Annotated in this window: 27 protein-coding genes; 25 read left to right on the top strand and 2 right to left on the bottom strand. The window is 39.9% G+C overall.

What is annotated here, in order from left to right; translation table 11 throughout:
• The 17 genes from BHF69_RS05190 (at position 1) to rsfS (ending at position 13,764) form a co-directional block, all read left to right on the top strand.
• On the top strand, positions 1–942 hold the full coding sequence (locus BHF69_RS05190; protein ID WP_075670014.1) for a M14 family metallopeptidase: 942 nt from the start codon (positions 1–3) through the stop codon (positions 940–942).
• A 127-nt stretch (positions 943–1,069) separates the two neighbouring features.
• Positions 1,070–2,260 carry an enoyl-ACP reductase FabV gene (gene fabV / locus BHF69_RS05185; RefSeq protein ID WP_075670013.1) on the top strand — a complete coding sequence of 397 codons (1,191 nt, stop codon included), beginning with the start codon at positions 1,070–1,072 and terminating at the stop codon, positions 2,258–2,260.
• Positions 2,261–2,438: 178 nt separating this feature from the next.
• A complete protein-coding gene (locus BHF69_RS05180) occupies positions 2,439–3,119 on the top strand; it encodes a DUF554 domain-containing protein (protein ID WP_075670012.1) in 681 nt (226 codons plus the stop codon).
• 11 nt (positions 3,120–3,130) lie between these two features.
• Positions 3,131–3,730, top strand: coding sequence for an SGNH/GDSL hydrolase family protein (locus BHF69_RS05175; protein WP_075670011.1), 600 nt, complete (start codon positions 3,131–3,133; stop codon positions 3,728–3,730).
• A 167-nt stretch (positions 3,731–3,897) separates the two neighbouring features.
• Positions 3,898–4,275, top strand: a complete 378-nt coding sequence (locus BHF69_RS05170) for a DUF2935 domain-containing protein (protein ID WP_075670010.1) — start codon at positions 3,898–3,900, stop codon at positions 4,273–4,275.
• Positions 4,276–4,420: 145 nt separating this feature from the next.
• On the top strand, positions 4,421–6,280 hold the full coding sequence (locus tag BHF69_RS05165; RefSeq protein WP_075670009.1) for a TIGR03960 family B12-binding radical SAM protein: 1,860 nt from the start codon (positions 4,421–4,423) through the stop codon (positions 6,278–6,280).
• Positions 6,270–6,962, top strand: a complete 693-nt coding sequence (locus BHF69_RS05160; RefSeq protein WP_075670008.1) for a TIGR03936 family radical SAM-associated protein — start codon at positions 6,270–6,272, stop codon at positions 6,960–6,962. Before BHF69_RS05165 ends, BHF69_RS05160 begins: the two co-directional genes overlap by 11 nt.
• The gene (locus BHF69_RS05155; RefSeq protein ID WP_075670007.1) at positions 6,959–8,146 is read left to right on the top strand and encodes a ribonuclease E/G; all 1,188 of its coding nucleotides are present in this window, start codon (positions 6,959–6,961) and stop codon (positions 8,144–8,146) included. The genes BHF69_RS05160 and BHF69_RS05155 overlap by 4 nt, the downstream gene beginning before the upstream one ends.
• Positions 8,147–8,161: 15 nt before the next feature.
• Positions 8,162–9,475, top strand: coding sequence for a M18 family aminopeptidase (locus BHF69_RS05150; protein ID WP_075670006.1), 1,314 nt, complete (start codon positions 8,162–8,164; stop codon positions 9,473–9,475).
• A 128-nt stretch (positions 9,476–9,603) separates the two neighbouring features.
• Positions 9,604–9,912 (top strand): 50S ribosomal protein L21, encoded by a 309-nt coding sequence (rplU, locus tag BHF69_RS05145; protein ID WP_075670005.1) that lies wholly within the window; start codon positions 9,604–9,606, stop codon positions 9,910–9,912.
• Between the two features lie 16 nt (positions 9,913–9,928).
• The gene (locus BHF69_RS05140; RefSeq protein ID WP_075670004.1) at positions 9,929–10,255 is read left to right on the top strand and encodes a ribosomal-processing cysteine protease Prp; all 327 of its coding nucleotides are present in this window, start codon (positions 9,929–9,931) and stop codon (positions 10,253–10,255) included.
• A gap of 4 nt (positions 10,256–10,259) precedes the next feature.
• Positions 10,260–10,541, top strand: coding sequence for a 50S ribosomal protein L27 (rpmA, locus tag BHF69_RS05135; RefSeq protein ID WP_075670003.1), 282 nt, complete (start codon positions 10,260–10,262; stop codon positions 10,539–10,541).
• A gap of 80 nt (positions 10,542–10,621) precedes the next feature.
• On the top strand, positions 10,622–11,914 hold the full coding sequence (gene obgE, locus BHF69_RS05130) for a GTPase ObgE (RefSeq protein ID WP_075670002.1): 1,293 nt from the start codon (positions 10,622–10,624) through the stop codon (positions 11,912–11,914).
• Between the two features lie 14 nt (positions 11,915–11,928).
• On the top strand, positions 11,929–12,237 hold the full coding sequence (gene yhbY, locus BHF69_RS05125) for a ribosome assembly RNA-binding protein YhbY (RefSeq protein ID WP_075670001.1): 309 nt from the start codon (positions 11,929–11,931) through the stop codon (positions 12,235–12,237).
• Positions 12,238–12,249: 12 nt separating this feature from the next.
• A complete protein-coding gene (gene nadD, locus BHF69_RS05120; protein WP_075670000.1) occupies positions 12,250–12,861 on the top strand; it encodes a nicotinate-nucleotide adenylyltransferase in 612 nt (203 codons plus the stop codon).
• Positions 12,848–13,420, top strand: a complete 573-nt coding sequence (gene yqeK, locus BHF69_RS05115; protein ID WP_075669999.1) for a bis(5'-nucleosyl)-tetraphosphatase (symmetrical) YqeK — start codon at positions 12,848–12,850, stop codon at positions 13,418–13,420. Before nadD ends, yqeK begins: the two co-directional genes overlap by 14 nt.
• The gene (gene rsfS, locus BHF69_RS05110) at positions 13,420–13,764 is read left to right on the top strand and encodes a ribosome silencing factor (protein WP_075669998.1); all 345 of its coding nucleotides are present in this window, start codon (positions 13,420–13,422) and stop codon (positions 13,762–13,764) included. Before yqeK ends, rsfS begins: the two co-directional genes overlap by 1 nt.
• A gap of 90 nt (positions 13,765–13,854) precedes the next feature.
• Here the strand turns inward: rsfS and lexA are convergent, their stop codons facing one another.
• Positions 13,855–14,478, bottom strand: coding sequence for a transcriptional repressor LexA (gene lexA / locus BHF69_RS05105; protein WP_075669997.1), 624 nt, complete (start codon positions 14,476–14,478; stop codon positions 13,855–13,857).
• A 180-nt stretch (positions 14,479–14,658) separates the two neighbouring features.
• Between lexA and BHF69_RS05100 the strand changes: the two genes are divergently transcribed.
• Positions 14,659–14,958 (top strand): LysM peptidoglycan-binding domain-containing protein, encoded by a 300-nt coding sequence (locus BHF69_RS05100; RefSeq protein ID WP_075669996.1) that lies wholly within the window; start codon positions 14,659–14,661, stop codon positions 14,956–14,958.
• A gap of 91 nt (positions 14,959–15,049) precedes the next feature.
• Here BHF69_RS05100 and BHF69_RS05095 read toward each other — a convergent pair whose 3' ends face one another.
• Positions 15,050–17,053, bottom strand: a complete 2,004-nt coding sequence (locus tag BHF69_RS05095) for an N-acetylmuramoyl-L-alanine amidase (protein WP_083651066.1) — start codon at positions 17,051–17,053, stop codon at positions 15,050–15,052.
• A 277-nt stretch (positions 17,054–17,330) separates the two neighbouring features.
• Between BHF69_RS05095 and leuB the strand changes: the two genes are divergently transcribed.
• From leuB to BHF69_RS05060, 7 genes are all read left to right on the top strand, one after another.
• A complete protein-coding gene (gene leuB, locus BHF69_RS05090) occupies positions 17,331–18,413 on the top strand; it encodes a 3-isopropylmalate dehydrogenase (RefSeq protein WP_075669995.1) in 1,083 nt (360 codons plus the stop codon).
• An 87-nt stretch (positions 18,414–18,500) separates the two neighbouring features.
• Positions 18,501–20,168, top strand: coding sequence for a dihydroxy-acid dehydratase (gene ilvD / locus BHF69_RS05085; protein ID WP_075669994.1), 1,668 nt, complete (start codon positions 18,501–18,503; stop codon positions 20,166–20,168).
• Positions 20,169–20,187: 19 nt separating this feature from the next.
• Positions 20,188–21,870 (top strand): biosynthetic-type acetolactate synthase large subunit, encoded by a 1,683-nt coding sequence (ilvB, locus tag BHF69_RS05080; RefSeq protein ID WP_075669993.1) that lies wholly within the window; start codon positions 20,188–20,190, stop codon positions 21,868–21,870.
• A 25-nt stretch (positions 21,871–21,895) separates the two neighbouring features.
• Entirely contained in the window at positions 21,896–22,981 is a 1,086-nt protein-coding gene (gene serC, locus BHF69_RS05075; protein WP_075669992.1) for a 3-phosphoserine/phosphohydroxythreonine transaminase, read from the top strand.
• Between the two features lie 17 nt (positions 22,982–22,998).
• Positions 22,999–24,159 (top strand): phosphoglycerate dehydrogenase, encoded by a 1,161-nt coding sequence (locus tag BHF69_RS05070; RefSeq protein WP_075669991.1) that lies wholly within the window; start codon positions 22,999–23,001, stop codon positions 24,157–24,159.
• Between the two features lie 45 nt (positions 24,160–24,204).
• Positions 24,205–25,248, top strand: a complete 1,044-nt coding sequence (gene asd / locus BHF69_RS05065; protein WP_075669990.1) for an aspartate-semialdehyde dehydrogenase — start codon at positions 24,205–24,207, stop codon at positions 25,246–25,248.
• A gap of 67 nt (positions 25,249–25,315) precedes the next feature.
• A complete protein-coding gene (locus tag BHF69_RS05060; protein WP_075669989.1) occupies positions 25,316–26,146 on the top strand; it encodes a mechanosensitive ion channel family protein in 831 nt (276 codons plus the stop codon).
• The last annotated feature ends 6 nt before the right edge of the window (positions 26,147–26,152 follow it).

The raw sequence follows: 26,152 nt of genomic DNA, 5'->3' as shown, positions 1-26,152 counted from the left end.
ATGGAAAAAGAGATAATATATGAACTAAAGTCTTTATACCGGGATCATCTTAGAATTACTGGATATCACTTTGGAGGAAATCAAAAGACGGTTGCCATTGCAGGTGCATTTCGAGGCAATGAGATTCAGCAGCTTTATATTTGTTCGCAGATTGTAAAAGCATTAAAGAAGCTGGAACGGGATGGAAGAGTTTCCAGTGAAAAGGGGATTTTAATTCTTCCATCAGCCAATCATTATGGAATGAATATTGGAAAACGGTTCTGGGCGGTGGATAATACAGATATCAATCGAATGTTTCCAGGATATGATCTGGGTGAGACGACTCAGCGAATTGCGGATGGAATCTTTCGGGCGGTCAAAGATTATGAATATGGGATTCATTTTACCAGTTTTTATATTCCTGGGAACTATGTTCCTCATGTCCGTATGATGAAAACTGGATTTGAAGATGTGGAGCTGGCAAAAAAATTCGGGCTTCCTTATGTGATGATCAGGGATATTACTCCATTTGATACCACGACATTGAATTACAACTGGCAGATTTGGGAGACAAAGGCATTTTCTCTCTATACAAAGGAAACAGATCGTATCGATCTGGTATCTGCCAATCAGGCTATTGAAGCAGTGCTACGCTTTTTGCATGATCGTGGATGTATTGATTACCCTACTTATGGTGGATTCCTGTCCCGGAAGGTGACCGAGGATATGATCGAAATCGTGAAAACTGACAATGCCGGGCTGTTCCGCTGTCTGGTAGATATTGAAACGAATGTAAAAGCGGGAGAAATCCTTGCAGAGATCGTAGATCCATACGAAGGACATGTGATATCCAGAGTACTGGCTCCTTGTGATGGTATGGTGTTCTTCCATCATGATGAACCGCTGGTGTATCAAAACACCATTGCATTTCAGATGATTCGTATGGAGGCATCTTACGTATAGTTCAAAAAGCTGAAAAATGGTCTAAAATACCCATAGATGTAGTATTGTGAATTATCTTGACAATCAAAGTATTATTCATTATACTCATCAATAGTTAACATTTTGAATGAATGATTAGGAGGGTATTATGGTAGTAAAGCCACGAGTTCGAGAATATATGTGTTTGACTGCACATCCAGAAGGATGTAAAGAGAACGTAAGAAAACAGATTGAATATGTAACCGGGAAGGGTATGATGAAGGATGGTCCAAAGAAGGTGCTGGTAATCGGTGCATCTACTGGATATGGACTGGCTTCTAGAATTACAGCGGCATTTGGATGTGGTGCAGATACTCTTGGAATTATGTTTGAGCGTCCATCCAATGGAAGAAAGACAGCCACAGCAGGATGGTATAATACAGCTGCATTTGAAACCTTTGCTTCTCAGAATGGATATTATGCAAAATCCTTAAATGGGGATGCTTTTTCAAAGGAAATGAAGGAAAAGGCCATCCAGGTGATCAAAGAGGACCTTGGCAAGGTGGATATGGTAATCTACAGTCTTGCTGCACCTAGAAGAACGATGGAAGACGGAACGACTTATTCCTCTGTTCTGAAGACAACGGGAGAGACCTTTACCAATAAGAGTTTAGATCTTCGTACTAATAAGCTGAGTGAGAAGACGGTAGAGACTGCTACAGAAGAGGAAGTAGAAGCAACGGTTAAGGTTATGGGTGGAGAAGACTGGAATGACTGGATTCATGCTTTAGTAGAAGCAGATGCCATTGAAGACCATGCTGTAACGATTGCGTATTCCTATATTGGACCAGAACTTACGTATCCAATTTATTATGGTGGAACTATTGGACAGGCAAAGCAGCATTTATATAAGACTGCCGATGTGATTACAGAAGAGATGAAGGCAAAGGACATTAAAGGGTTTGTTTCTGTGAACAAGGCTTTGGTGACACAGTCCAGTGCAGCGATTCCAATTGTTCCTTTGTATATTTCTATTATGTACAAAGTAATGAAGGAAATGGGAAATCACGAAGGATGCATCGAACAAATCTATCGCATGTTTCATGAAAGATTGTTGGAAGACCCAACAATTGTAGATGCCCAGGGACTGATTCGTGTGGATGACTATGAATTATCCGAGGAAGTGCAGGATCGTATCAAGGAAAGCTGGGAAACAGTCAATGAAGATAATCTGGAAGAATTGGCAGATATTGATGGATATTGGGATGATTTTTATCAGATGTTTGGATTCCGTATAGATGGTGTGGATTACGAAGAGGATTTAGATGTAGTAGTTCCGATTCCTAGTATAGAAGAATAATAACATGGAGATAGAGTTGTTGTCAGTGGAAGAAAATTTCTTTTGGTTTTCTTTTACAGGCAACAGCTCTTTTTGCTTTTTCTTATACTTTATGATAAAATAATCTGGCATAACAACGCTTTAAATCGCTAAACTAAAAGCTGGCAGAAAGGGATATGAAGAAAAGAGGGAAAAGGATATGTTAGGAACTATTGTAAATGCGGCAGCTGTTATTTTAGGAGGAACCATCGGCCTGATGTTGAAAAAGGGAATCCCGGAACGGATGCGCTCTACAATTATGAAAGGCTTGGGACTCTGTACCATGTATCTTGGAATAACCGGATGTGTGGATGGAGGAAAGACCATGGTTATCATTCTTTCCATTGCCATTGGAGCACTTATTGGAGAAGGAATCGATTTGGATGCCAGATTATCTGCTTTTTGTCAATGGATAGAAGATAAATTTAAAAAGGATGGCAACGAAGTTTCCATTGCAGAAGGGATGATTTCGGCAACATTGCTATTTTGCGTAGGTGCCATGTCCATCGTGGGTTCTCTGCAGAGCGGTCTTACGGGAAATCATGATATGATTTTTACCAAATCACTGATGGATGGGATCGCAGCCATCATCTTTGCTTCTTCCTTTGGAATTGGTGTATTATTTTCAAGTGTTTTATTGTTTATTTATCAGGGAGGAATTGTTCTTTTGTCTTCGTTGGTAGCACCATATCTATCAGATGTTGTCATTACACAGATGTCCTGTGTAGGGGGAGTGTTGTTGATCGGATTGTCCATCAACATGCTGGAGATTGGAAAAATAAAGGTTATGAATTATGTTCCGGCAATCTTTCTGCCAATTTTATTATGTAGATTTTTTTAGGAGGAATCATCATGCATTTATTATTTCAAGGGGATAGTATTACGGATGCAGATCGCTTATTTTATCCGGAATACCATGGATATGGTTATGGTTATGTGGGTATGATAGCCAAAGAACTGCTTCCAAAAGGATATCAGGTTACCAATAAGGGAGTGAATGGAAACCGGGCTGAGGAGCTGATCAAGCGATGGGACAGAGACTGTATCCGCCTTCATCCAGACGTGGTGACCATTTTGATCGGTGCCAATGAGATCTGGACAGGCATGGATGGAGGAATGAAGACGACCACGGAACAATTTGAGCATAATCTGGAGTTTTTGATTCGTGAGACTATCGAGAAGACCGGAGCCAGGATGATTTTGATGGAGCCATTTGTATTTCCCTATCCGGCGGAAAGACTGCTATGGCGTCCTCAGCTAGATGAGGAGATTCAGGTGGTCAGGGAACTGGCAAGAAAATATCAAACAGGACTGATCTGTTTAGATGGTATGTTTGCCAAAGCAAGTATTAAACATACGTATGAAGAATTAACGCTGGATGGAGTACACTTGACCAGACTTGGCCATCATATGGTAAAGGAAGCCTGGTTGAAAGAGTTTTTCGCACTATAGCATCCATGTGATCATACCGAATATGGGCTATGGCAAGATCACCATATACGGTAATCTGACATATATTATAAAGAATATGGTTATATAAAGGTATGAAATAGTATGAAGCATTATGCAGATCTATCTTTGGAAACACATTTATTTTTTGCAAGGATTATGAAAGAGCAGTGAAGCTGCTTTCTGATTTTATTCATTTTAAAGAACAGATTCTTCGGCAGGTGGACGAGTGCAGGTTATTTACAGCTAATTATCCATTACTCATAGAACATATCTTAAGAGAAGCGAAAATGTATCGGGCCATCTTGATGGAAATCATATATCATAAATCCGTTTCCAGAAAAAAATTAGGAAATATGGAGGATTTTTGGAATCGTATTATGATGGAACATGCGTTATTCATTCGAGGACTTTTGGATCCAACTCAGGAACAGTTGATCGAGACAGCAGATCAATATGCAAAAGAATATAAAGAACTGCTGGCAGATCATGTTTTGAGAGAGGCCAATCATTATATCAGATTGTTAGAAACAGAAGAAGAAGGATAAAATAATATTTTCTTGATGTTCTTCCCCTAAATGCGTATAATAGTAAAGTTGATGTAACTATTTAGAGCCACATTGAAAGCAATCTATTCTTTTCAATGTGGCATATCCATCAAACAGACGGATGATTTAGAAAAGGATTTATTTTATGCAGAAATTAGCGTTATCAGATGAAATCTTGCTGACCATTGAAAAGCCGGCAAGATATATTGGAAATGAAGTAAATAGTGTGAAGAAAGATCTCAATGAAGTGGATGTACGTTTTTGTATGTGCTTCCCGGATGTGTATGAAATCGGGATGTCTCACCTGGGAATTCAGATTTTATATGATATGTTCAACCGAAGAGAGGATGTCTATTGTGAACGAGTATATTCTCCTTGGACAGATTTAGATAAAATTATGAGAGAGCAGAATATTCCGTTATTTGCGCTGGAATCACAGGACCCTGTAAAGGACTTTGACTTTTTGGGAATTACGATCCAGTATGAGATGTGCTATACCAACATTCTTCAGGTACTGGAATTGAGCCAGATTCCGATCTGGGCAAAGGATCGCACGGAGAAAGATCCAATTGTGATTGGCGGAGGTCCATGTACTTATAATCCAGAGCCAATTGCAGAGTTTTTTGATCTTTTTTACATCGGAGAAGGCGAAACGGTGTATTTTGACTTGATCGATCTGTATAAAGAAGCGAAAGAAAGTGGCTGTAGTCGAAAAGAGTTTTTACGGAAAGCGGCTGGCATTGAGGGAATTTACGTACCGTCTCTTTACCAGGTCACATATCACGAAGATGGAACTGTCAAAGAGATGGTTCCAACACAGGAGGGTGTGCCACAAAAGGTGAAAAAGCAGGTGGTTTCTGATATGACAGAAGCCACATATCCGGAAAAGCCGGTGGTCCCTTATATTAAGGTGACACAGGACAGAGTGGTGCTTGAGATTCAAAGAGGGTGTATTCGCGGATGCCGGTTTTGTCAGGCAGGGATGATCTATCGTCCAACGAGAGGAAGATCCTTAGAGGCGTTAAAGGATTATGCATACAAGATGCTAAAGAATACCGGGCACGGTGAGATTTCCTTAAGTTCTTTAAGCTCAAGCGATTATTTACAGCTAAAGGAACTGACTTATTTTCTAATTGAAGAATTTGGAAAGCAAGGAGTGAACATTTCCTTGCCATCCCTTCGGATTGATGCCTTTTCACTGGATGTTATGAGCAAGGTACAGGATGTTAAGAAAAGCAGTCTGACATTTGCTCCGGAAGCTGGTTCTCAGAGACTTCGAGATGTTATCAATAAGGGGTTAACAGAAGAAGTCATTCTAAATGGTGCGTTAGAGGCGTTTAAAGGCGGATGGAATCGAGTAAAGCTATATTTTATGTTAGGACTTCCAACAGAAAATGAAGAGGATCAAAAGGGGATTGCCTATCTGGCACAAAAAATTGCAGAAGAATACTACTCTATTCCAAAGCATGAAAGAAATGGACGGGTGCAGATTACGGCTAGCGCATCCTTCTTTGTTCCAAAGCCATTTACACCATTCCAGTGGGCGACCATGCTTTCACCAAAAGAATACATGGATCGGGCCCATTTGGTAAATGATACATTTAAGGAACAAGTGAATAGAAAGAGTTTAAGCTTTAAATGGCATGACGCCAAAACGACGATTCTGGAGGGGGTACTTGCCAGAGGAGATAGAAAGGTGGCACAGTCTGTCTATGAAGCTTATAAGAGTGGATGTCTGTTTGATTCCTGGACAGAATATTTTGATTATGGGAAATGGCTGGAAGCCTTTGAAAAGACCGGGGTGGACATTGATTTTTATACGACTCGCCCTAGAGATCTGGATGAAGTCTTCCCTTGGGACTTTATAGATATTGGAGTAACGAAGGACTTTATGAAACGGGAATGGAAAAATGCCATAGAAGAAAAGGTCACACCGAACTGCAGAATGCAGTGTTCTGGCTGTGGAGCAGCGATGTACAAAGGAGGTGTATGCTATGAAGATTAGAATGAAGTTTTCCAAAAATGGTCCATTAAAATTTGTAGGACACCTGGACATTATGCGATACTTTCAGAAGGTTTTTCGTCGGGCAGAAGTGGATATTGCATATTCCAAAGGCTATAGCCCTCATCAGATCATCTCCTTTGCCGCTCCCCTGGGGTTGGGAGTTACCAGTGATGGAGAATATCTGGATGCAGAATTTCATTCTGTAAGCTCATCCAGGGAGATGTTGGAAAAAATCAATGAACAGATGAATGAAGGAATCGTATTGCTGGAATTTAAACAGTTGCCAGATAAATGCAAGAATGCTATGTCTTCGGTGGCTGGAGCTGATTATCGGATTACCTTCCGGGACGGTTATTATGAAGAGGAAGAGTTTCTGGAAAAGACAGAGGATTTCTTTGCGCAGGACGCAATCTCCATCGTAAAGAAGACGAAAAAAAGTGAAAGAGAAGTGGATATTCGCCCGATGATCTATGATATGAAGGTGCAGGATGGTCATATTTACATGAAGCTGGCGACGGGAAGTGTAAATAACTTAAAACCAAATCTGGTCATGGAAGCCTTCTGTCGTTATTTGGGACTGGAGCATGAACCATTTGCATTTATGGTTCATCGGCTGGATACGTATCTGGAAAAAGATGGAGAACTTCTCCCTCTGGGAAGTGCAGGAGAAGAGATTCTATGAGCGATAAGATCATCATCACCCGTATGGAAGGAAGAATCGTAACTGCCATGGTAGAGCAGGGAAAGATTGTAGAATTTGCCTGTGAAAATGAAAAGAAGGAAAGTATTTTGGGAAACATTTACACGGCAAAGGTAAAGAACATTGTAAAGAATATCAATGCGGCCTTTGTAGAAGTGGCTGATGGGATAATCTGCTATTACTCTTTGGCGGAAAATCCCCATCATCATTTTCTGACGCCGGTCAGAGAAAGAGCGCTGGCAGCTGGCGATGAGATTTTGGTTCAGGTGAGCCGGGAGAACGTGAAAACAAAGCAGCCAACCGTGACCAGCAATTTGAATTTTACCGGGAAATATGTAGTGTTGACTTCGCAAAAGCGTGGTGTTGGGATTTCCAATAAAATACATGATAGACAGAGAATCTGCCAGTTAAAGCAATTGGCACAGAATTTTTTACGGGATGATTTTGGAATTATCTTTCGGACCAATGCAGGAAGTGCTTTGGATGAGGAGATTCTGCAGGAAGCAGATCGATTGATCAGACGTTATGACCGAGTGTGTGACCGTGCGGGCTATCTAAAATCATGTCAGATGGTGGAAGAAGCTCCAAAGGGCTACTTGTCATTGATTCGGGATCAGAAGCAGACCTGTCTCAATGAAATCATCACAGACCAAAAGGACATTTATGATCAGATTGCCCATTACCTGGAAGAGGAAGAAGAGGAGCGGAAGATACTGCAGCTGTTTGAGAAGGATACGGTCCGTTTGGACCAGATTTATCGTATTTCTCATGAGTTAAAGCAGGCTCTTCAGGAAAAGGTATGGCTTAAGTCAGGAGGATATCTGGTGATCCAGCCTACAGAGGCTATGGTTGTCGTTGATGTAAATACAGGGAAGGCGATCAAAGGAAAACGAGTAGAGGAGCATTTTCTTCGGATTAATCGGGAAGCGGCCATAGAAATTGGACGCCAACTTAGGCTGAGAAATTTATCTGGCATTATTATTGTAGATTTTATTGATATGAAGGAGCCAGAATCTGAGGCTATTCTTATGAAAGAAATGGAGCAGGTCTTACGAAAAGATCGAATCAAGGCCATGGTAGTGGATATGACGAAGCTGCATTTGGTGGAAATTACGAGAAAAAAAGTGCGCAAGCCTCTGTATGAACAATGGAAAGAATCCATATAATAGGAGGGATAACATATGTATCAGGAAGCGGCAAAAGAGTTATTTGCGTTTATTGAGCAAAGTCCGAGTACCTTTCATGTCATTGACAATATGAAAAATATGCTTGGACAGCAGGGATTTGAGGAATTAAAGGAAAGCGAGAACTGGAATTTGAAAGAGGGCGGAAGCTATTATGTGACAAGAAATGGTTCTTCCCTGATTGCTTTTAAGATACCAAAGAAAGATTTTAAGGGCTTTCATATTATGGCAAGTCACAGCGATGCACCAACATTTCGCATCAAAGAGCATGGAGAAATGGATGTGGAAAAGCTGTATACCAAATTAAATGTGGAAAAATATGGCGGCATGCTTATGGCACCATGGTTTGATCGACCTCTGTCTGTGGCAGGAAGAATTGTCATAAAAGAGGAAAATCAAATCAAGACAAAGCTGGTTTCGGTTGACCGGGATTTGGTCATGATTCCTAATCTGGCCATCCATATGAATCGGGAAGCCAATGATGGCTATAAATACAATCCACAGAAAGATATGCTTCCGCTGCTGGGAGACGGAGATGCCAAAGAAAGCTTTCTTGCGATCATTGCTCAGGCAGCAGGGGTGGAAGAAGAGGAGATCATCGGCTGTGAATTGTCTTTGTATAATCGGATGAAAGGGACGATTTGGGGTGCCAAGGGAGAATTTATCTCAAGCCCTAGATTGGATGATCTTCAATGTGTATTTTCTTCTCTGAAAGGATTTTTAAAAGGTGGTAATTCAGAAACAGTTACCGTCTGTGCAGTCTTCGATAACGAAGAAGTAGGAAGTGGGACAAAGCAGGGAGCTGCGTCTACGTTTCTGAAGGATACATTGCAGAGGGTGAATTTTGTCCTGGGCAGGACAAAAGAGGATTATCTGAAAGCATTAGCTTCCGGATTTATGATTTCGGCGGATAATGGGCATGCCGTTCATCCAAATCAGCCGGATAAGACCGATCCTACGAATCGCCCGAGAATGAATGGAGGAATTCTGATTAAGCATAGTGCCAATCAGAAATACACCACGGATGCTATTTCTGCTGCGATGATTCGTATGATCTGTGCACAGGCGAAAGTGCCATATCAGGATTATCTGAATCGATCTGATATCTTAGGTGGATCTACATTGGGGAACATTTCCAATATGCAGGTTGCCATCAATACAGCAGACATTGGGGTTGCTCAGCTGGCGATGCACTCACCGTATGAAACGGGAGGAGTAAAAGACACCTATTACCTTCAGAAAATGGCAGAGACTTTCTACAGTTCCAGCATCGTGACAGTCGAAGACGGTCAATACGAGATAAATTTCTAAAATGTTTTTTAAAATAGTTGACAAATAATAAGGTTGATGGTATGATAACGAAGTATGCCGCACAGTGAGGTAAAAGTCTGTAAGATACAGCACCGAAGCTGGCGAGATTATTATTAGGAGGTGCCATGATGTACGCTATTATCGCAACAGGTGGTAAACAGTATAAAGTAAGTGAAGGCGATGTGATCAGAGTTGAAAAGCTTGGTGCAGAAGCTGGTTCTACTTTTACTTTTGACCAGGTATTATTTGTTGGTGGTGATGATGTGAAAGTAGGAAATCCTACTGTAGCAGGAGCAACTGTTGAAGCAAGTGTTGTAGGCGATGGAAAAGCTAAAAAAGTTATCGTTTACAAATACAAGAGAAAAACAGGCTACCATAAGAAAAATGGTCATAGACAAGCATATACAGAAGTAAAAATCGAAAAAATTAATGCATAATTAGAGGATCGAAGGAATGACAAAAGTTCGGTTCTATCAGAATGATCAAGGAGAAATTCTTGGTTTTCAGACAGTGGGTCATGCTGGTTACGCACAGTCCGGAGAGGATATTGTGTGTGCAGGGATATCAGCCCTGGTAACGAATGCCCTTAATTCGATTGAGAGATTTACAAAAGATGATCTGGAAATCCAGTGCGATGAAGCAAAAGGCATCATCCGTATGAAGATGAAAGGAAAGCGAAGTAAAGAAGCTCAATTATTGCTTCAGTCCTTACGTTTGGGATTGGAAAGCATTGAGGAAGAGCATGGTCGATATATTAAAGTATCATTCAAGGAGGTGTAACGACATGATGAAAATGAACCTTCAATTTTTCGCTCATAAAAAAGGAATGGGTTCTACAAAGAACGGTAGAGACTCTGAATCTAAAAGATTAGGTGCGAAAAGAGCTGACGGACAATTTGTAAAGGCTGGTAACATTCTTTATAGACAACGTGGAACAAAAATTCATCCAGGAGTAAATGTTGGACGTGGTAAAGACGATACATTATTTGCATTAGTTGATGGTGTTGTACGTTTCGAAAGAAAAGGTAGAGACAAAAAACAGTGTTCTGTACATCCAGTAGCATAATTTAAACAATGAGCGGCTTCAAAGTTTTATTTGGAGCCGCTTTTCATATACGTGAGATTTGTAAAAAAAGAGGTGAGACGATGAAATTTGCAGATAGAGCAGATATTTATATCCGTTCCGGACGTGGTGGCGATGGATGTGCCAGCTTCCGTCGAGAGCTATATGTACCAGATGGCGGTCCGGATGGCGGTGATGGTGGAAAAGGCGGAGATTTGATCTTTGTGGTAGATGAAGGAATGAACACGTTGGCTGATTTCAGACAAAAACGCAAATACTGTGCAGGCAATGGGGAACCGGGAAGAAAGAGAAGATGTCATGGTGCCAACGGAGCCAACATGGTTGTTAAGGTACCACCAGGAACCATTATTAAGGATACGGAAACCGGGAAAGTAATTTTAGATATGTCCAACAAGACAGAGCCTGTTGTATTGCTGGAAGGAGGACGTGGTGGTAAAGGAAACCAGCACTATGCAACATCCACGATGCAGGCACCAAAGTATGCCCAGCCGGGTCAGAAAGCAAAAGAATTGTATGTTTCCCTTGAATTAAAGGTCATTGCCGATGTGGGATTGGTAGGATTCCCGAATGTTGGAAAATCAACATTTTTATCCAGAGTCACCAATGCAAAACCGAAAATTGCAAACTATCACTTTACCACATTGAATCCAAATCTGGGTGTTGTGGATCTGGCAGATGGAAATGGATTTGTCATTGCGGATATTCCTGGAATTATTGAAGGAGCATCCGAAGGTGTTGGATTGGGATTTGAATTTCTTCGCCATATCGAACGAACAAAGGTAAACATTCACATTGTCGATGCTGCATCGGTAGAAGGAAGGGATCCGATTGCGGATATCCATGCAATTATGAATGAGCTGATCTCTTATAATCCGGAGATTGCAAAGCGACCACAGGTGATTGCTGCGAATAAGATCGATGCCATGACGGAAGAGGACAGGGAAACGGCCGTTGAACTGTTAAAGGATGAATTTGAAAAGGATGGAATGAAAGTATTTCCGATTTCTGCTGTAACAGGCGAGGGTGTGAAGGAGCTTCTTTGGTATGTAAACGATCTGTTAAAAGAACTTCCGGAGAAACCGACGGAATTTGAACAGGAATTTTTCCTGGAAAACAAAGAAGAGGCAGAGGAACCAATTTTGGTTTATTATAATGAAGAAGATGGGCTATATGATGTAGAAGGACCAAGAATTCAGAGAATGCTCGGATACACCAATCTGGAGTCAGAAAAGGGATTTAATTTCTTCCAGAAATTCTTAAAAGAGAATGGTATTCTGGATGAATTGGAACGTCTGGGTATCCAGGAGGGAGATACGGTCCGTCTGTATGAATTGGAATTTGATTATTATAAATAGATGGAGGAATGAGAATGACAAGCAAAGAAAGAGCGTATTTAAAAGGGCTTGCTATGAATATTGATCCGATTTTTCAGATTGGAAAATCGTCCGTAACACCAGAAAATATTGAAGCAATCCGGGAAGCGGTGGATGCTCGTGAGCTGATCAAAATCCATGTGCTGAAAAACTGCTTAAATGACCCTAGAGATATTGCTGAGCTTCTGGCAGAGCGTACCCGCTCACAGGTTGTGCAGGTTATCGGTAGAAAGATTGTATTATATAAAGAATCCAGAGATCATAAGAAGATTTTTCTTCCAGGTCAGAAGCAACCGAAAAAATAGAGGAACAGCCCTATGAAACGAAGGAAGATTGGAATTATGGGAGGAACCTTTAATCCCATACACTATGGACATTTGATGTTAGGAGAAACTGCATATGAACAGTTTGGGCTAGATCAGGTGCTGATCATGCCTGCCAAGAATCCTTATTATAAAAATATTTCCAGTAATATTAAAGAGGAAAACAGGGTGGCAATGATCCAATTGGCTATTGAAGACAATCCTCATTTTTGTTTTTCGGATGTGGAACTAAAGCGGTCTGGAAACACTTATACAGTAGATACTCTGGATGAACTGACAAAGGCATATCCGGATGTGGATTTTTATTTTATATTGGGAGCGGATTCCCTGTATCATATTGAAAGCTGGAAGGATCCGGCCAAGATTTTAGCTCTGGCCAAGATTGTAGCTGCTTCCCGTGCAGATTCATATAGTGCTATCGATGCACAGATTGAATATCTGAATGATAAATATGATGCCCAGGTACTCCGTCTGAATAGTCCTAATTTGGAGATTTCTTCAAGCTACTTAAGAAAACAGATCGAGCTCGGCAGAAGTTGCAGATATCTGCTTCCTGACGCGGTTCTGCATTATATTAAGGAGCATAAGTTGTATGAAAAAAGATAAAATCAAAGAGCATTTAAAAAAAGTATTAAAACCAGGACGTTATGAGCATACTTTGGGGGTAGAGTACACGGCTGACTGTCTTGCTATGCGCTATGGATGTGATATGGCGAAGGCAGATCTGGCAGGATTGCTGCACGACTGCGCCAAATGGATTCCTAATAAGGAAAAGGTTGCAATGTGCAAGGAACGCAAAATCCCATTCACCCAGGTTGAACAGGAGAATCCAGAACTTCTGCATGCCAAATTGGGTGCAGAGGTAGCGAAAGAGACCTATGGTATTGAGGATGAAGAAATTTTATCTGCGATTCGATGGCATACAACTGGAAAGCCAGATATGACGTTGTTGGAAAAGATTATATTTGTAGCTGATTACATGGAACCTAATCGGGACAAGGCTCCAGAGCTTGATAAGATACGCAGACTGGCATTCGAGGATCTGGACCAATGCCTGATCTTTATTCTGAAGCAGACTTTAGAATATCTTAATGGAAAAACGGCTAGCTGCGATCCAATGACATTAGAAACTTATCACTATTACACGAAACACGAGGTGCAATAATGGAAGAATCAAGAAAAATGGCGAAAATCGCCTATGATGCCTTAGATGAAAAGAAGGCAGAGGATATTAAGGTAATTGATATTACTGGTGTGACCGTAATGGCCGATTATTTTATCATTGCCCATGGGAACAGTGACAGTCAGGTGCGTGCACTGGTAGACAATGTACAGGAAAAGCTGTATAAGGCAGGATATGAGATGAAACAGCTGGAAGGATACCGACAGGGTTCCTGGATTCTCATGGATTTTAATGATGTGATCATTCATATCTTTGATAAAGAAAACCGTCTGTTCTATGATCTTGAAAGAATCTGGAAGGACGGAAAAGAAATTGATTTTGAATAAGTAATTTTGAAATAGAGAATAGAGAGAAAAGATGGATTTCATAATGCTATATCAAAGGAAGAGATAGGGCAATTGGAATCCATCTTTTTTTTAATGCTTATTGAGAAAACGGAATACACCGATTACTTTTCCCAGAATGGAGACATCATCTACGATGATCGGTTCCATAAAATCATTCTCTGGCTGCAGGCGGTAATAGCTGTCTTCCTTATAAAATCTTTTGACTGTGGCACCATCATCTACCAAAGCTACTACGATCTCTCCATTAGAGGCAGTGCTGCAGGATTCTACAAGAACATAGTCACCATTGTAAATTCCCACATTCACCATACTGTCTCCCTGCACAGTTAACATAAAAGTCTCGCTATTAGGCATAAACTCGGTTGGGATTGTAAAATAATTTTCGATATGCTCCTGCGCCAGGAGTGGCTGTCCGGCAGCAACCGTTCCTACGATCGGTACGTTGGATACTTCTCGGCGGGTTAAATTAAAGGTATCGTCAATAATCTCGATTGCACGTGGTTTTGTAGGGTCACGACGAATATAGCCATTCTTCTCCAGTGTCTCCAGATGAGAATGTACGGAGGACGTGGATTTAAGGTTTACGGCCTTGCAGATTTCCCGAACTGCAGGTGGGTATCCCTTCTCTAAAATCTGGCTTTTGATATATTCTAAAATTTCTGATTGTTTCTTACTAATTTTTCCATATGCCATGAAGACATAACCTCCCATCCTTGATTTATTCTTAGTATATCATAGACAGAAAAACAAGACAAGAAGTTTCCGAATACCTGTTCCGAACAAATTTTCGATTTATATTGACAAGAGAACAAATGTTCGATATAATACAAATAACAAAAGAAACAAATGTTCGATTTTTGAGGAGGAGAAAGTATGAGAAAGAATTTTGCAGCAATTTGTATTACAGTGATATTGGTATGTGTGCTGGCAATTGGGCTTGTGGGATTTCTTCGTTCCGATGTTAGTGCCAATAATGAAGCGGTGATTCAATATAAGACGATTAAAGTGAAGAAGGGGGATACTGTCTGGGGGATTGCCGAGAAGTATTATGAAGAGCCTTGTGGAGATATCAGAGATTATGTATATGAGATTAAAAAGTGTAACGATTTAGACGGATATCAGATCAATGAAGGGTGCTATTTGTGTATACCTGTTTACACGAATCAATATTAGAAGAATAAGCGTGAGCATTTCAACATGATATGGATAGACATGAGAAAAGCCCAGTATCGGTAATCTGCCGAATACTGAGCTTTTGTATTTACTACTTAGAAGTAGGATATTTGCTGGTAGCACTTACGATAGAATCATAGACAGCTTTTCCAACCTTGTCGGAATTTGAGTTGATCCATTGTGCTTCTTTTTTCTTGGTGATGAATCCTACCTCGATTAAGGAAGAAGCAGTTTTGCTTTTTCTTAATACAGATAAGTTGTTCCTAAGTACCAGCTTGTCAGATCTTCCTGTAAAGTTTGTTACACCCAAAACTTTGTCCAGATTAATATCTGCTAGTTTATAAGAAGTTAAGGAAGAGGCAGGAGCCTTATAATGGTCACTGGTAGTATTATATAATACGCTGGTGCCTCCTGCAGTGGAAGAATCTGCTGCATCAATATGTACGCTGACAAACATATCTGCCGTTACACTATTGGATAAGTCGGAACGGTAATCAAGGCTTGGATACCAGTCGCTTAAACGAGTGTAATATACTTTGTAATTTGAGTTCTTATCAAAGTATGTTTTTGCTTTTTTTACAATCTTTAAGGTCAGATTCTTCTCATAGTATCCGTTGCCTACGGCACCAGAATCGTCTCCACCGTGCCCTGCGTCCAGACAGATGATGTTTTTGAACATGCTCTTTGGAGCAGCCCAGCGAACATAGATGTATCCGTCTTTCTCTACTACACTAAAGCCTCTGATGGAGCTTGTCTTAATACAGATGCTGGTACGGTCTTTGTCTGAGCTGTAGCTTACAGTAATGGATGATGGAGAAGTCTTAACGGATCTGTTGGAAGATTTCTCCATGAATGTTTTGTAATTGCCGCCATTTAGATAGATGTATAATTTCTTATTTCGATAATCATCGGTGGCAGTTGTTGTACCGTAAGATACATCGCTTGGAAGCTTAAAGCGTACACAATAGTTGCTGCTGCTGGCAGTCAGCTTTGTTTTTGGTGTAAGCAGACTTCTGGAGGTAGAACTAGCAGTTGCATCGCTTGTTGTGATGGCTGCTGTCAACGTGTCAGAATTCCACTTATATTTAAAACCAAGCTGTGTCGCTACAAAGTTAGCAGGGACCATAACGTAAGAAGCATTTGCATCATGGCTATAGGCTTTTACGGGAGCTTCATCAGCCGTGCAGGCTTCTCCATTCAAAGTAGCTTCCGTACTTCCCAATGTCATGATCAATGTGTCATCACCATGTGTAAATGTGATCTTATCCGTGCTGGAAGAATAAGCATAGGTAGTGTTTAATTTTTCTGCGCTTCCAAAGATCGTCTTGGCGCTCAGCATGGTAGCATTACCCTTTAGAAAACCATACATTTTAGTAGAAATCTTAGTACCATTTACTGTTGCATGGCGTTTCTTCAAAGTATAAGTTTCATTGGAGTAATTCACCGTCTGATAGGTACTGGTAGATGGAATACAGATTCGTGCAGTACGAGTGTCTGAGATGTATTTGTAATTCAATCCCAGCTTAGATACTGTAAAATTACCAGGAACCATCACATAACTACTGCTATCGTCACAGTTGTAAACCAGTCTTGGAGCTGCAGGTGCTGTGCAAGAGGACCCATTATAGGTAGCATTTTTGCTATCTAAGGTATACACAAGCGTACGGCTTCCGCGCTTGAAAGTGACTTTCTTTGTAGAACTATTATAAGAATAGTCGATTTCTAATGCACTGGTTTCCCCCAATACGTGTTTTCCAGATATCATAGAAATATCACCGGAAAAATATCCATCCATGGGGGAATTGATTGTTATATTTCCAATGGAGGCATGGACGCGCTTTAACTTGGATGTGGTACCGTTAATTTTTAACGTCTGATAGTCTGGATCGACAGCAGCAGCTGCTGTATTAAGAGCTGCATGCTCTGCAGGAAGGCTGTCTGTCTGAATCTCGGTTGAGACTATACTGGATGCTTCATCATCTGTTTCTTCTATAATAGTGCCAGAAGTTGTTTCTGCCAAAACAGATGGTGCACTGGTTGCTAAAACCGTACCACTGATCAGAATACACAATAGTTTCTTACTTACTTTTCTCATATAAATGTCCTTTCTATAGAATTTTTAATATTTTAAACTATGTCAAAAATATTAAATATTTATTACATTTTAACATTTTTGCAAAAAAAATTCAATGTTAATTCTTACCGATTGAACAATTAAATACAAAGGATTCTTTGAAAAAGTGGTGTTTTATGAAACAATATGTAGAAAAAATGCATAAATTCGCAATTTATAAAGAAAAGGATTAGCTTTTTCTATTAAAATATGATATTCTAAGTATCAGAATATTTTTCAGTAGAAAGGAATGTTGAAAATGAGTTATCGGGTTGCTGTAATTAAAGGTGACGGAATCGGACCTGAAATCGTAACAGAAGCAATGAAAGTAATTGATAAAGCAGTATCAAAAAAAGGAATTGCTTTTGAATATACTCAAGTCTTAATGGGAGGAGCTTCCATTGATGCATATGGAAAGCCTTTAACCGATGAGACGTTGGAAATTTGTAAAAACAGTGATGCAGTTTTAATGGGGTCCATTGGTGGAAATACAACTACCTCACCATGGTATCAGCTTCCAGCTAATTTAAGACCAGAAGCAGGTCTCCTGGCACTTAGAAAAGGGCTGAATCTGTTTGCAAATATGAGACCGGCATATTTATATGAAGAATTAAAGGATGCCTGTCCATTAAAAGAAGAAATCATCAAAGATGGATTTGATATGGTTATTATGAGGGAATTAACCGGTGGATTATATTTTGGTGAGCGAAAAACAGTAGAAGAAAACGGTGTATGGAAGGCATATGATTCTCTTACTTATGATGAAAATGAAATCCGAAGAATTGCAATCAAGGCATTTGATATTGCTATGAAGAGAAGTAAAAAAGTAATCAGCGTTGATAAGGCTAACGTTTTAGATTCTTCCAGACTTTGGAGAAAGGTTGTAGAAGAAGTTGCCAAGGATTATCCAGAAGTAACATTAGAGCATATGCTGGTAGATAACTGTGCAATGCAGTTAGTATACGATCCAGGACAGTTTGATGTAATCCTTACAGAAAATATGTTTGGTGATATCTTATCTGACGAAGCTAGCATGATCACAGGTTCTATTGGTATGTTGTCTTCTGCTAGTATGGCAGAAGGAAAATTTGGCTTATATGAACCAAGCCATGGATCTGCACCGGATATTGCAGGACAGAATATTGCAAATCCAATTGCTACGATTCTTTCTGCAGCAATGATGCTGCGTTATTCCTTTGATCTGGATGAAGAAGCGGATGCCATTGAGACGGCAGTGAAACAGGTGCTGGCAGAGGGGTATCGTACGGTTGATATTATGGCAGAAGGATGCACCAAAGTTGGAACTGTAGAAATGGGAGATTTAATTGCAGCACGTCTGTAATCAAAGATATACATGAAGTGAAAGTCTCTGCCTGCTTCGCAGAGACGTTCTTAATATAATGGAAGAAATTTGAAGGAGGAATTGATAATGAAGAGTGACGCAGTTAGATGCGGAATGCAGGCTTCCCCTGCAAGATCTTTATTTAATGCATTAGGTCATACAGAGGAAGAGATGAAGAGACCAATGGTCGGTATCGTTAGCTCTTATAACGAAATTGTACCAGGTCATATGAATTTGGATAAAATTACAGAAGCAGTAAAATTAGGAGTGGCTATGGCTGGTGGTACACCAGTTGTATTCCCGGCGATCGCAGTATGTGATGGAATCGCCATGGGACACATTGGAATGAAATATTCCTTAGTGACAAGAGACCTGATTGCAGATTCCACAGAAGCAATGGCACTGGCACATCAGTTTGATGCCCTTGTTATGATTCCAAACTGTGATAAGAATGTACCAGGACTGTTAATGGCAGCAGCAAGAGTAAACGTACCTACGATCTTTGTCAGCGGGGGTCCAATGCTTCCAGGACATGTAAAAGGCAAGAGAACAAGCTTATCTTCTATGTTTGAAGCTGTTGGTTCTTATGCAGCAGGTACAATGACGGAAGAAGATGTTTTAGAATTTGAGCATAAGGCATGTCCAACCTGCGGTTCTTGTTCTGGTATGTATACTGCAAACTCTATGAACTGTTTAACAGAAGTACTTGGTATGGGCTTAAGTGGTAATGGAACCATTCCAGCTGTATATTCTGAAAGAATTAAATTAGCAAAGATGGCAGGTATGCAGGTAATGGAATTGGTTCGTAAGAACATCAGACCAAGAGACATTATGACAGAAAAGGCATTCCAGAATGCGTTAACAGTTGATATGGCATTGGGATGTTCTACGAATAGTATGCTTCATCTTCCAGCAATTGCCCATGAAGCAGGCGTGGAATTAAATGTTGAGATTGCCAATAGCATCAGTGCAAAAACACCAAATCTTTGCCATCTTGCTCCAGCAGGCCATACCTATATGGATGAGTTAAATGAAGCAGGCGGCGTATATGCGGTTATGAATGAGCTTTCTAAGAAGGATTTATTAAACTTAGATTGTATGACATGTACAGCAAAAACTGTTGGAGAGAACATCGAAGGATGTATAAATAAAAATCCAGAAGTGATTCGTCCAATCGAACATCCTTACAGTGAAGTAGGTGGAATTGCTGTATTAAAAGGTAATCTGGCACCAGATTCCTGTGTGGTAAAACGTTCTGCTGTTGTTCCTGAGATGCTGCAGCATGAAGGTCCAGCACGCGTCTTTGATTGTGAAGAAGATGCAATCGCAGCAATCAAGGGTGGTAAGATTGTAGCCGGAGATGTTGTAGTCATTCGTTATGAAGGACCAAAGGGAGGCCCAGGTATGAGAGAGATGTTAAATCCTACTTCTGCAATCGCAGGAATGGGACTTGGTTCTTCCGTTGCATTGATTACAGATGGCCGATTCAGTGGAGCCAGCCGTGGAGCTTCCATCGGACATGTATGTCCAGAGGCTGCTGTCGGTGGTCCGATTGCATTAGTAGAAGAAGGAGATATCATCCAGATTGATATTGATGCATGTACATTGAATGTAAAAGTATCTGATGAAGAACTTGCAGCAAGAAAAGAAAAATGGCAGCCAAAAGAACCAAAAGTGAAGACAGGATATCTTGCTCGTTACGCATCATTAGTTACTGACAGCTGTAAGGGTGCAGTTTTAAGCGTAAAAGAATAATTAGGAGAGGGTAAGATCAATGAAACAACTAACAGGTTCTCAAATTGTAATTGAGTGTTTGAAAGAACAGGGCGTTGATACAGTATTTGGTTATCCTGGCGGGGCAATTTTAAATATTTATGATGAATTATATAAACATAAAGATGAGATTACACATATTTTAACATCTCATGAACAGGGAGCTTCTCATGCGGCAGACGGATATGCTCGTGCAACAGGAAAAGTCGGCGTGTGTATGGCAACCTCAGGTCCGGGTGCGACCAATATTGTTACAGGAATTGCAACGGCTTATATGGATTCCATTCCTATCGTAGCAATTACCTGTAATGTAGGAGTGAGTCTTTTAGGTAGGGATAGTTTTCAGGAAATAGACATTACTGGAATTACCATGCCAATTACAAAATACAGCTATATCGTTAAGGATGTCAGAAATTTGGCAGATACCATTCGTAATGCATTTCGCATTGCGAAATCCGGTAGACCGGGTCCGGTACTCATCGACATTCCGAAGGATGTTACAGCAGCGGTTACTGGCTATAAAGCTATGGAACCAGCTGTGATCAAGAGAGAAACAAAAGATTTACAGGAAAAGGATATTTACCATGCTGTAGATATGATCAAAGACGCGAAAAAGCCTTTTATCATGGTTGGCGGAGGGGCAACTTTATCTAACGCCAGCAGCGAATTAAAGAAATTTGTGGAAAAGGTGAATGCTCCGGTATGCGATACCTTAATGGGAAAAGGAGCATTTAATGGTACTCATCCTTTGTATACGGGTATGGTAGGAATGCATGGAACGAAGGCATCGAATTTTGGAATCAGTGAATGTGATCTCCTGATTACCATTGGAGCAAGATTCAGTGATCGTGTATTAGGTAATCCAAAGCGATTTGCAAAAGATGCAAAGATTCTGCAGATTGATATTGATCCGGCGGAAATTAATAAAAATATTGTAGTAGATTCCTGCATTATCGGAGATATCAAGGCTGTGCTTACGCTATTAAACCGCCGTCTGGTATCTCAGGATCATAAAGAATGGATTGATTATATCCAGAATTTAAAAGAAAAATATCCGCTTACTTATCAATCTGATGTACTTTCTGGCCCTCAGGTAGTAGAGAAAATCTACGAAAAGACACAGGGAGATGCCATTATTGTAACAGAAGTTGGACAGCATCAGATGTGGGCAGCACAGTTTTATTCTTACCATGAACCAAGAAAATTTCTGACTTCTGGCGGGCTTGGAACGATGGGATATGGTCTTGGTGCAGCACTTGGTGCTAAGATGGGAAGAAAAGATGAATTAGTCATCAATATTGCTGGTGACGGATGTTTTCGAATGAATATCAATGAATTGGCGACAGCAGCAAGATATCAGATTCCAGTGATTCAGGTAGTCATTAACAATCAGGTGCTTGGTATGGTACGTCAGTGGCAGAATCTGTTCTATGAAGAACGCTATTCCTATACAACATTAAAGGATGGTGTTGATTTTATCAAAGTTGCGGAAGGCTTTGGAGTAGACGGAAGACACGTATCTACAATTGAAGAATTTGAAGCAGCATTTGATGAAGCGGTAGCTTCAAAAAAACCGTTTGTAATCGACTGTCATATTGACAGCGATGAAAAAGTTTGGCCAATGGTCTCTCCTGGAAGTGCAATTTCAGAAGCATTTACGGAAGAGGACTTAGCAAATAAATAAAAAAAGAGATGTGGAGGCATTAAAAATGGGAAGAGTCTATAATTTTTCAGCAGGACCTGCGGTTTTACCAGAGGAAGTGCTAAAAGAAGCAGCAGAAGAAATGTTAGATTACAGAGGATGTGGAATGTCCGTAATGGAGATGAGTCATCGATCTAAGATGTTTCAGGATATTATCGATGAAGCAGAAGCAGACCTTCGTGATCTTATGAACATTCCTGACAATTATAAGGTATTATTTTTACAAGGTGGAGCTTCCCAGCAGTTTTCCGCAATTCCAATGAACTTAATGAAGAATGGAGTTGCTGATTACATTATCACAGGACAGTGGGCAAAGAAAGCTTATCAGGAAGCAAAAAAATATGGAAAAGCAAATGCGATCGCTTCATCTGAAGATAAGACATTTTCTTATATTCCTGATTGTTCTGATTTAAATGTATCTGAAGATGCAGACTATGTATATGTATGTTATAACAACACAATCTATGGAACAAAATTTCCAGAGGTTCCAAATACAAAAGGCAAGATTCTTGTAGCAGATATGTCTTCTTGTATTTTATCAGAGCCGGTAAATGTGGAAGATTTTGGTGTAATCTATTTTGGTGTTCAGAAAAATGTAGGACCTGCGGGGGTAGTGGTATGCATTATTCGCGAAGACTTAATCCGAGATGACGTTATGGAATTTACGCCAAATATGCTGAAATGGAAAACACAGGCCGATGCAAATTCATTGTTTAATACACCACCATGTTATGGTATCTATATCTGTGGAAAAGTATTCAAATGGTTAAAGGCAAAAGGCGGACTGGAAGAAATGAAAAAAATCAATGAAAAGAAAGCCGCAATTTTGTATGATTTCTTAGACAATAGCAAGATGTTTAAGGGAACGGTTGAAAAGGGTTCTCGTTCTTTAATGAATGTTCCATTTGTAACTGGTGATAAAGATTTAGATGCGAAGTTTATTGCAGAATCAAAAGCAGCAGGATTCGAAAACTTAAAGGGACACAGAACTGTTGGTGGAATGCGTGCAAGTATTTATAATGCAATGCCAATGGAAGGTGTAGAAAAATTAGTAGAGTTTATGAAGGCGTTTGAAGAAGCAAACACAAAATAGTGGAGGATGAAAATAACATGTATAATGTGAAATGTTTAAATCCAATCGCTCAGATTGGCTTGGATAATTTTACAGATGAATTTCAGATGACAGAAGAGATCAATGAAGCAGAAGCAGTCTTAGTGAGAAGTGCTTCTATGCATGAAATTGAAGCACCAGAAAAGCTTTTAGCAGTAGCAAGAGCTGGAGCAGGTGTAAACAATATTCCGTTAGATGATTATGCGCAAAAAGGTGTTGTTGTATTTAATACACCAGGTGCCAACGCAAATGGAGTAAAAGAATTAGTAGTTGCAGGGTTATTGTTAGCTTCCCGTGATATTATCGGTGGAGTGAACTGGGCAAAAGAAAATGCGGATGATGAAAATCTTGCGAAGACAGTAGAAAAGCAAAAGAAAAAATATGCAGGAAATGAATTAAAAGGCAAATCACTGGGTGTTATCGGTCTTGGTGCAATTGGTGTTTTAGTTGCTAATATGGGATTCCGTTTAGGAATGAAGGTATATGGATATGATCCATATTTATCTGTAAAATCTGCATGGCAATTATCTTCTCATGTAAAAGTAGTACAAAATATAGAAGAAATTTATGAAAATTGTGATTATATCACACTGCACTTACCTCTTTTGGATAGCACAAAAGGCACGATCAACAAAGAGAGCATTGCAATGATGAAGGATGGCGTTCGCATCATGAACTTTGCTCGTGGTGGATTAGTAGATGATGCAGCAATCATCGAAGCATTAGAAAATGGTAAAGTTGGTAAATATGTAACAGATTTCCCTGATTCAGCAGTTGCTTCTGCGCCAAATACCATTGCAATTCCACATTTAGGTGCTTCTACAGAAGAGTCTGAAGATAACTGTGCTATTATGGCAGTAGAACAGATTGTAGATTATATTAAAAATGGTAATATTACAAATTCCGTAAATTATCCAAACTGTGATATGGGTGTATGCCAGGGAGCTGCCAGAATGACCATTTGTCATAAGAATAGACCAAATATGTTGGGACATTTTACTACTTTGATCGCAGCAGCAGGAATGAACATCGTAAACCTGACAAATAAATCAAAAGGTCAGTATGCATATACGATCTTAGATTTAGAATCTGTTCCAGTACCGGAATTAGTAGAAACAATGAAAAAAGTACGCGACGTATTAAAAGTAAGAGTGCTTTAATATTCGGAGGATTATAAAGATGGATAAAAAATTGAAGGAACAGGAATGGTTGGACAGAGATTCATCGCTTTGTTAGAAAATCATCCTTGGTATGAAGTGGTTGCAGTTGCAGCAAGTCCAAGATCAGCAGGAAAAACATACGAAGAAGCCGTTGGCGGACGTTGGAAAATGGATACTCCAATGCCAGAAGCGGTAAAGTCTTTGGTAGTAATGAACGTAAACGAAGTAGAAGCAGTTGCTGCAGAAGTTGATTTCGTTTTCAGTGCAGTAGATATGACAAAAGAAGAAATCAGAGCGATCGAAGATGCTTATGCTAAGACAGAAACGCCGGTTGTTTCTAATAACAGTGCACATAGATGGACACCAGATGTTCCAATGATGGTTCCAGAAATTAACCCAGAACATGCAGAAGTTATCGAAGCACAGAAAAAACGTTTAGGAACTACTCGTGGATTCGTAGCCGTAAAACCAAACTGTTCTATCCAGAGCTATGCTCCAGTATTAACAGCTTGGAAGGAATTTGAACCAGTTGAGGTCATTGCAACAACTTATCAGGCAATCTCTGGTGCTGGTAAAACATTCAAAGAATGGCCAGAGATGATTGAGAATATCATTCCTTATATCGGCGGTGAAGAAGAAAAGAGCGAACAGGAACCTTTAAGATTATGGGGTAAGGTAGAAAATGGAGAAATCGTAAAGGCATCTTCTCCAGTGATTACTACTCAGTGTATCCGTGTTCCTGTATTAAACGGTCATACAGCTGCTGTTTTTGTAAAATTCAATAAGAAACCTACAAAAGAAGAATTGATTGATCGTTTAGTGAACTTCAGCGGAGAGCCACAGGCATTGAACCTTCCTAGTGCTCCAAAACAGTTCATTCAGTATTTAGAAGAAGACAATCGTCCACAGGTAAAAATGGATGTAAACTACGAAAATGGAATGGGTGTTTCCGTGGGAAGACTTCGTGAAGATACCGTATACGATTATAAATTCGTAGGATTATCTCATAACACCGTACGTGGTGCAGCGGGTGGAGCTGTTCTTTGCGCAGAATTATTAACTGCTAAGGGATATATTCAGGCAAAATAATAAAAAATGAATAGACAAAAAGCTATAAGGAAGCTCCTTGTAGCTTTTTGTGATTGTAAGGAGTCATATGAAAAATATAGCAATTAGTGAAAAAGCAATCGAAAAAATTCTAGATAAATTGACGGCATTTGGAATGAATCTTATTTGGGCTGTTGTTATTTTAGTAGTTGGAATGAAAATAGCCAATTATCTTACAAAGATTGTAAAGAAATTTATAGAACGTTCTGCCATTGATGATAGTGTAGGAAGTTTTTTACTCTCTTTTGTGCGAATCGGATCCAAAATCATAGTGATTATTATGGCTGCAACGCAAATAGGCATCGAGGGATCAGCCTTTACAGCATTACTTGCTTCTGCCGGTGTTGCCATTGGTCTGGCTATGCAGGGAAGCTTATCCAATATTGCCGGTGGATTTTTAATCCTTCTGGTAAAACCATTTCAGGTAGGAGATTATATCAAAGAAGATTCTCATGGAAATGAAGGAACCGTAGTTGCAATTGATTTATTTTATACGAGAATTCAGACCATAGATAATAAAATCATCGTTGTTCCAAATGGTACCATTACCAATTCCAGTTTAACCAACGTAACGAGACAGGAAGAACGTTTGATTGATATCAGAGTAGGTATTGGCTATGAAGATGATATCACTCTGGCGAAAGAGATTATGCGGAAGGTGGCTGCCAATCATACAGAGACATTGAATGAGGATGCCATTCAGGTATTTGTAGACAATCTTGCTGATAGCTGTGTTTCTTTGGGACTTCGTGTATGGGTACCAACGGATCTTTATAACTCAATTCGATGGGATATATTAGAAAAAATCAAGTTAGAATTTGATAAAGCTGGAATCAATATCCCATATAATCAGATGGATGTACATTTGATTCAGAAATAAGAAAAG

Source organism: Anaerostipes sp. 992a (assembly GCF_001940245.1).
Lineage (GTDB): Bacteria > Bacillota > Clostridia > Lachnospirales > Lachnospiraceae > Fimousia.
The sequence above is the reverse complement of the archived record's forward strand: the minus strand, read 5'-3'. Positions and strand labels throughout refer to the sequence as shown.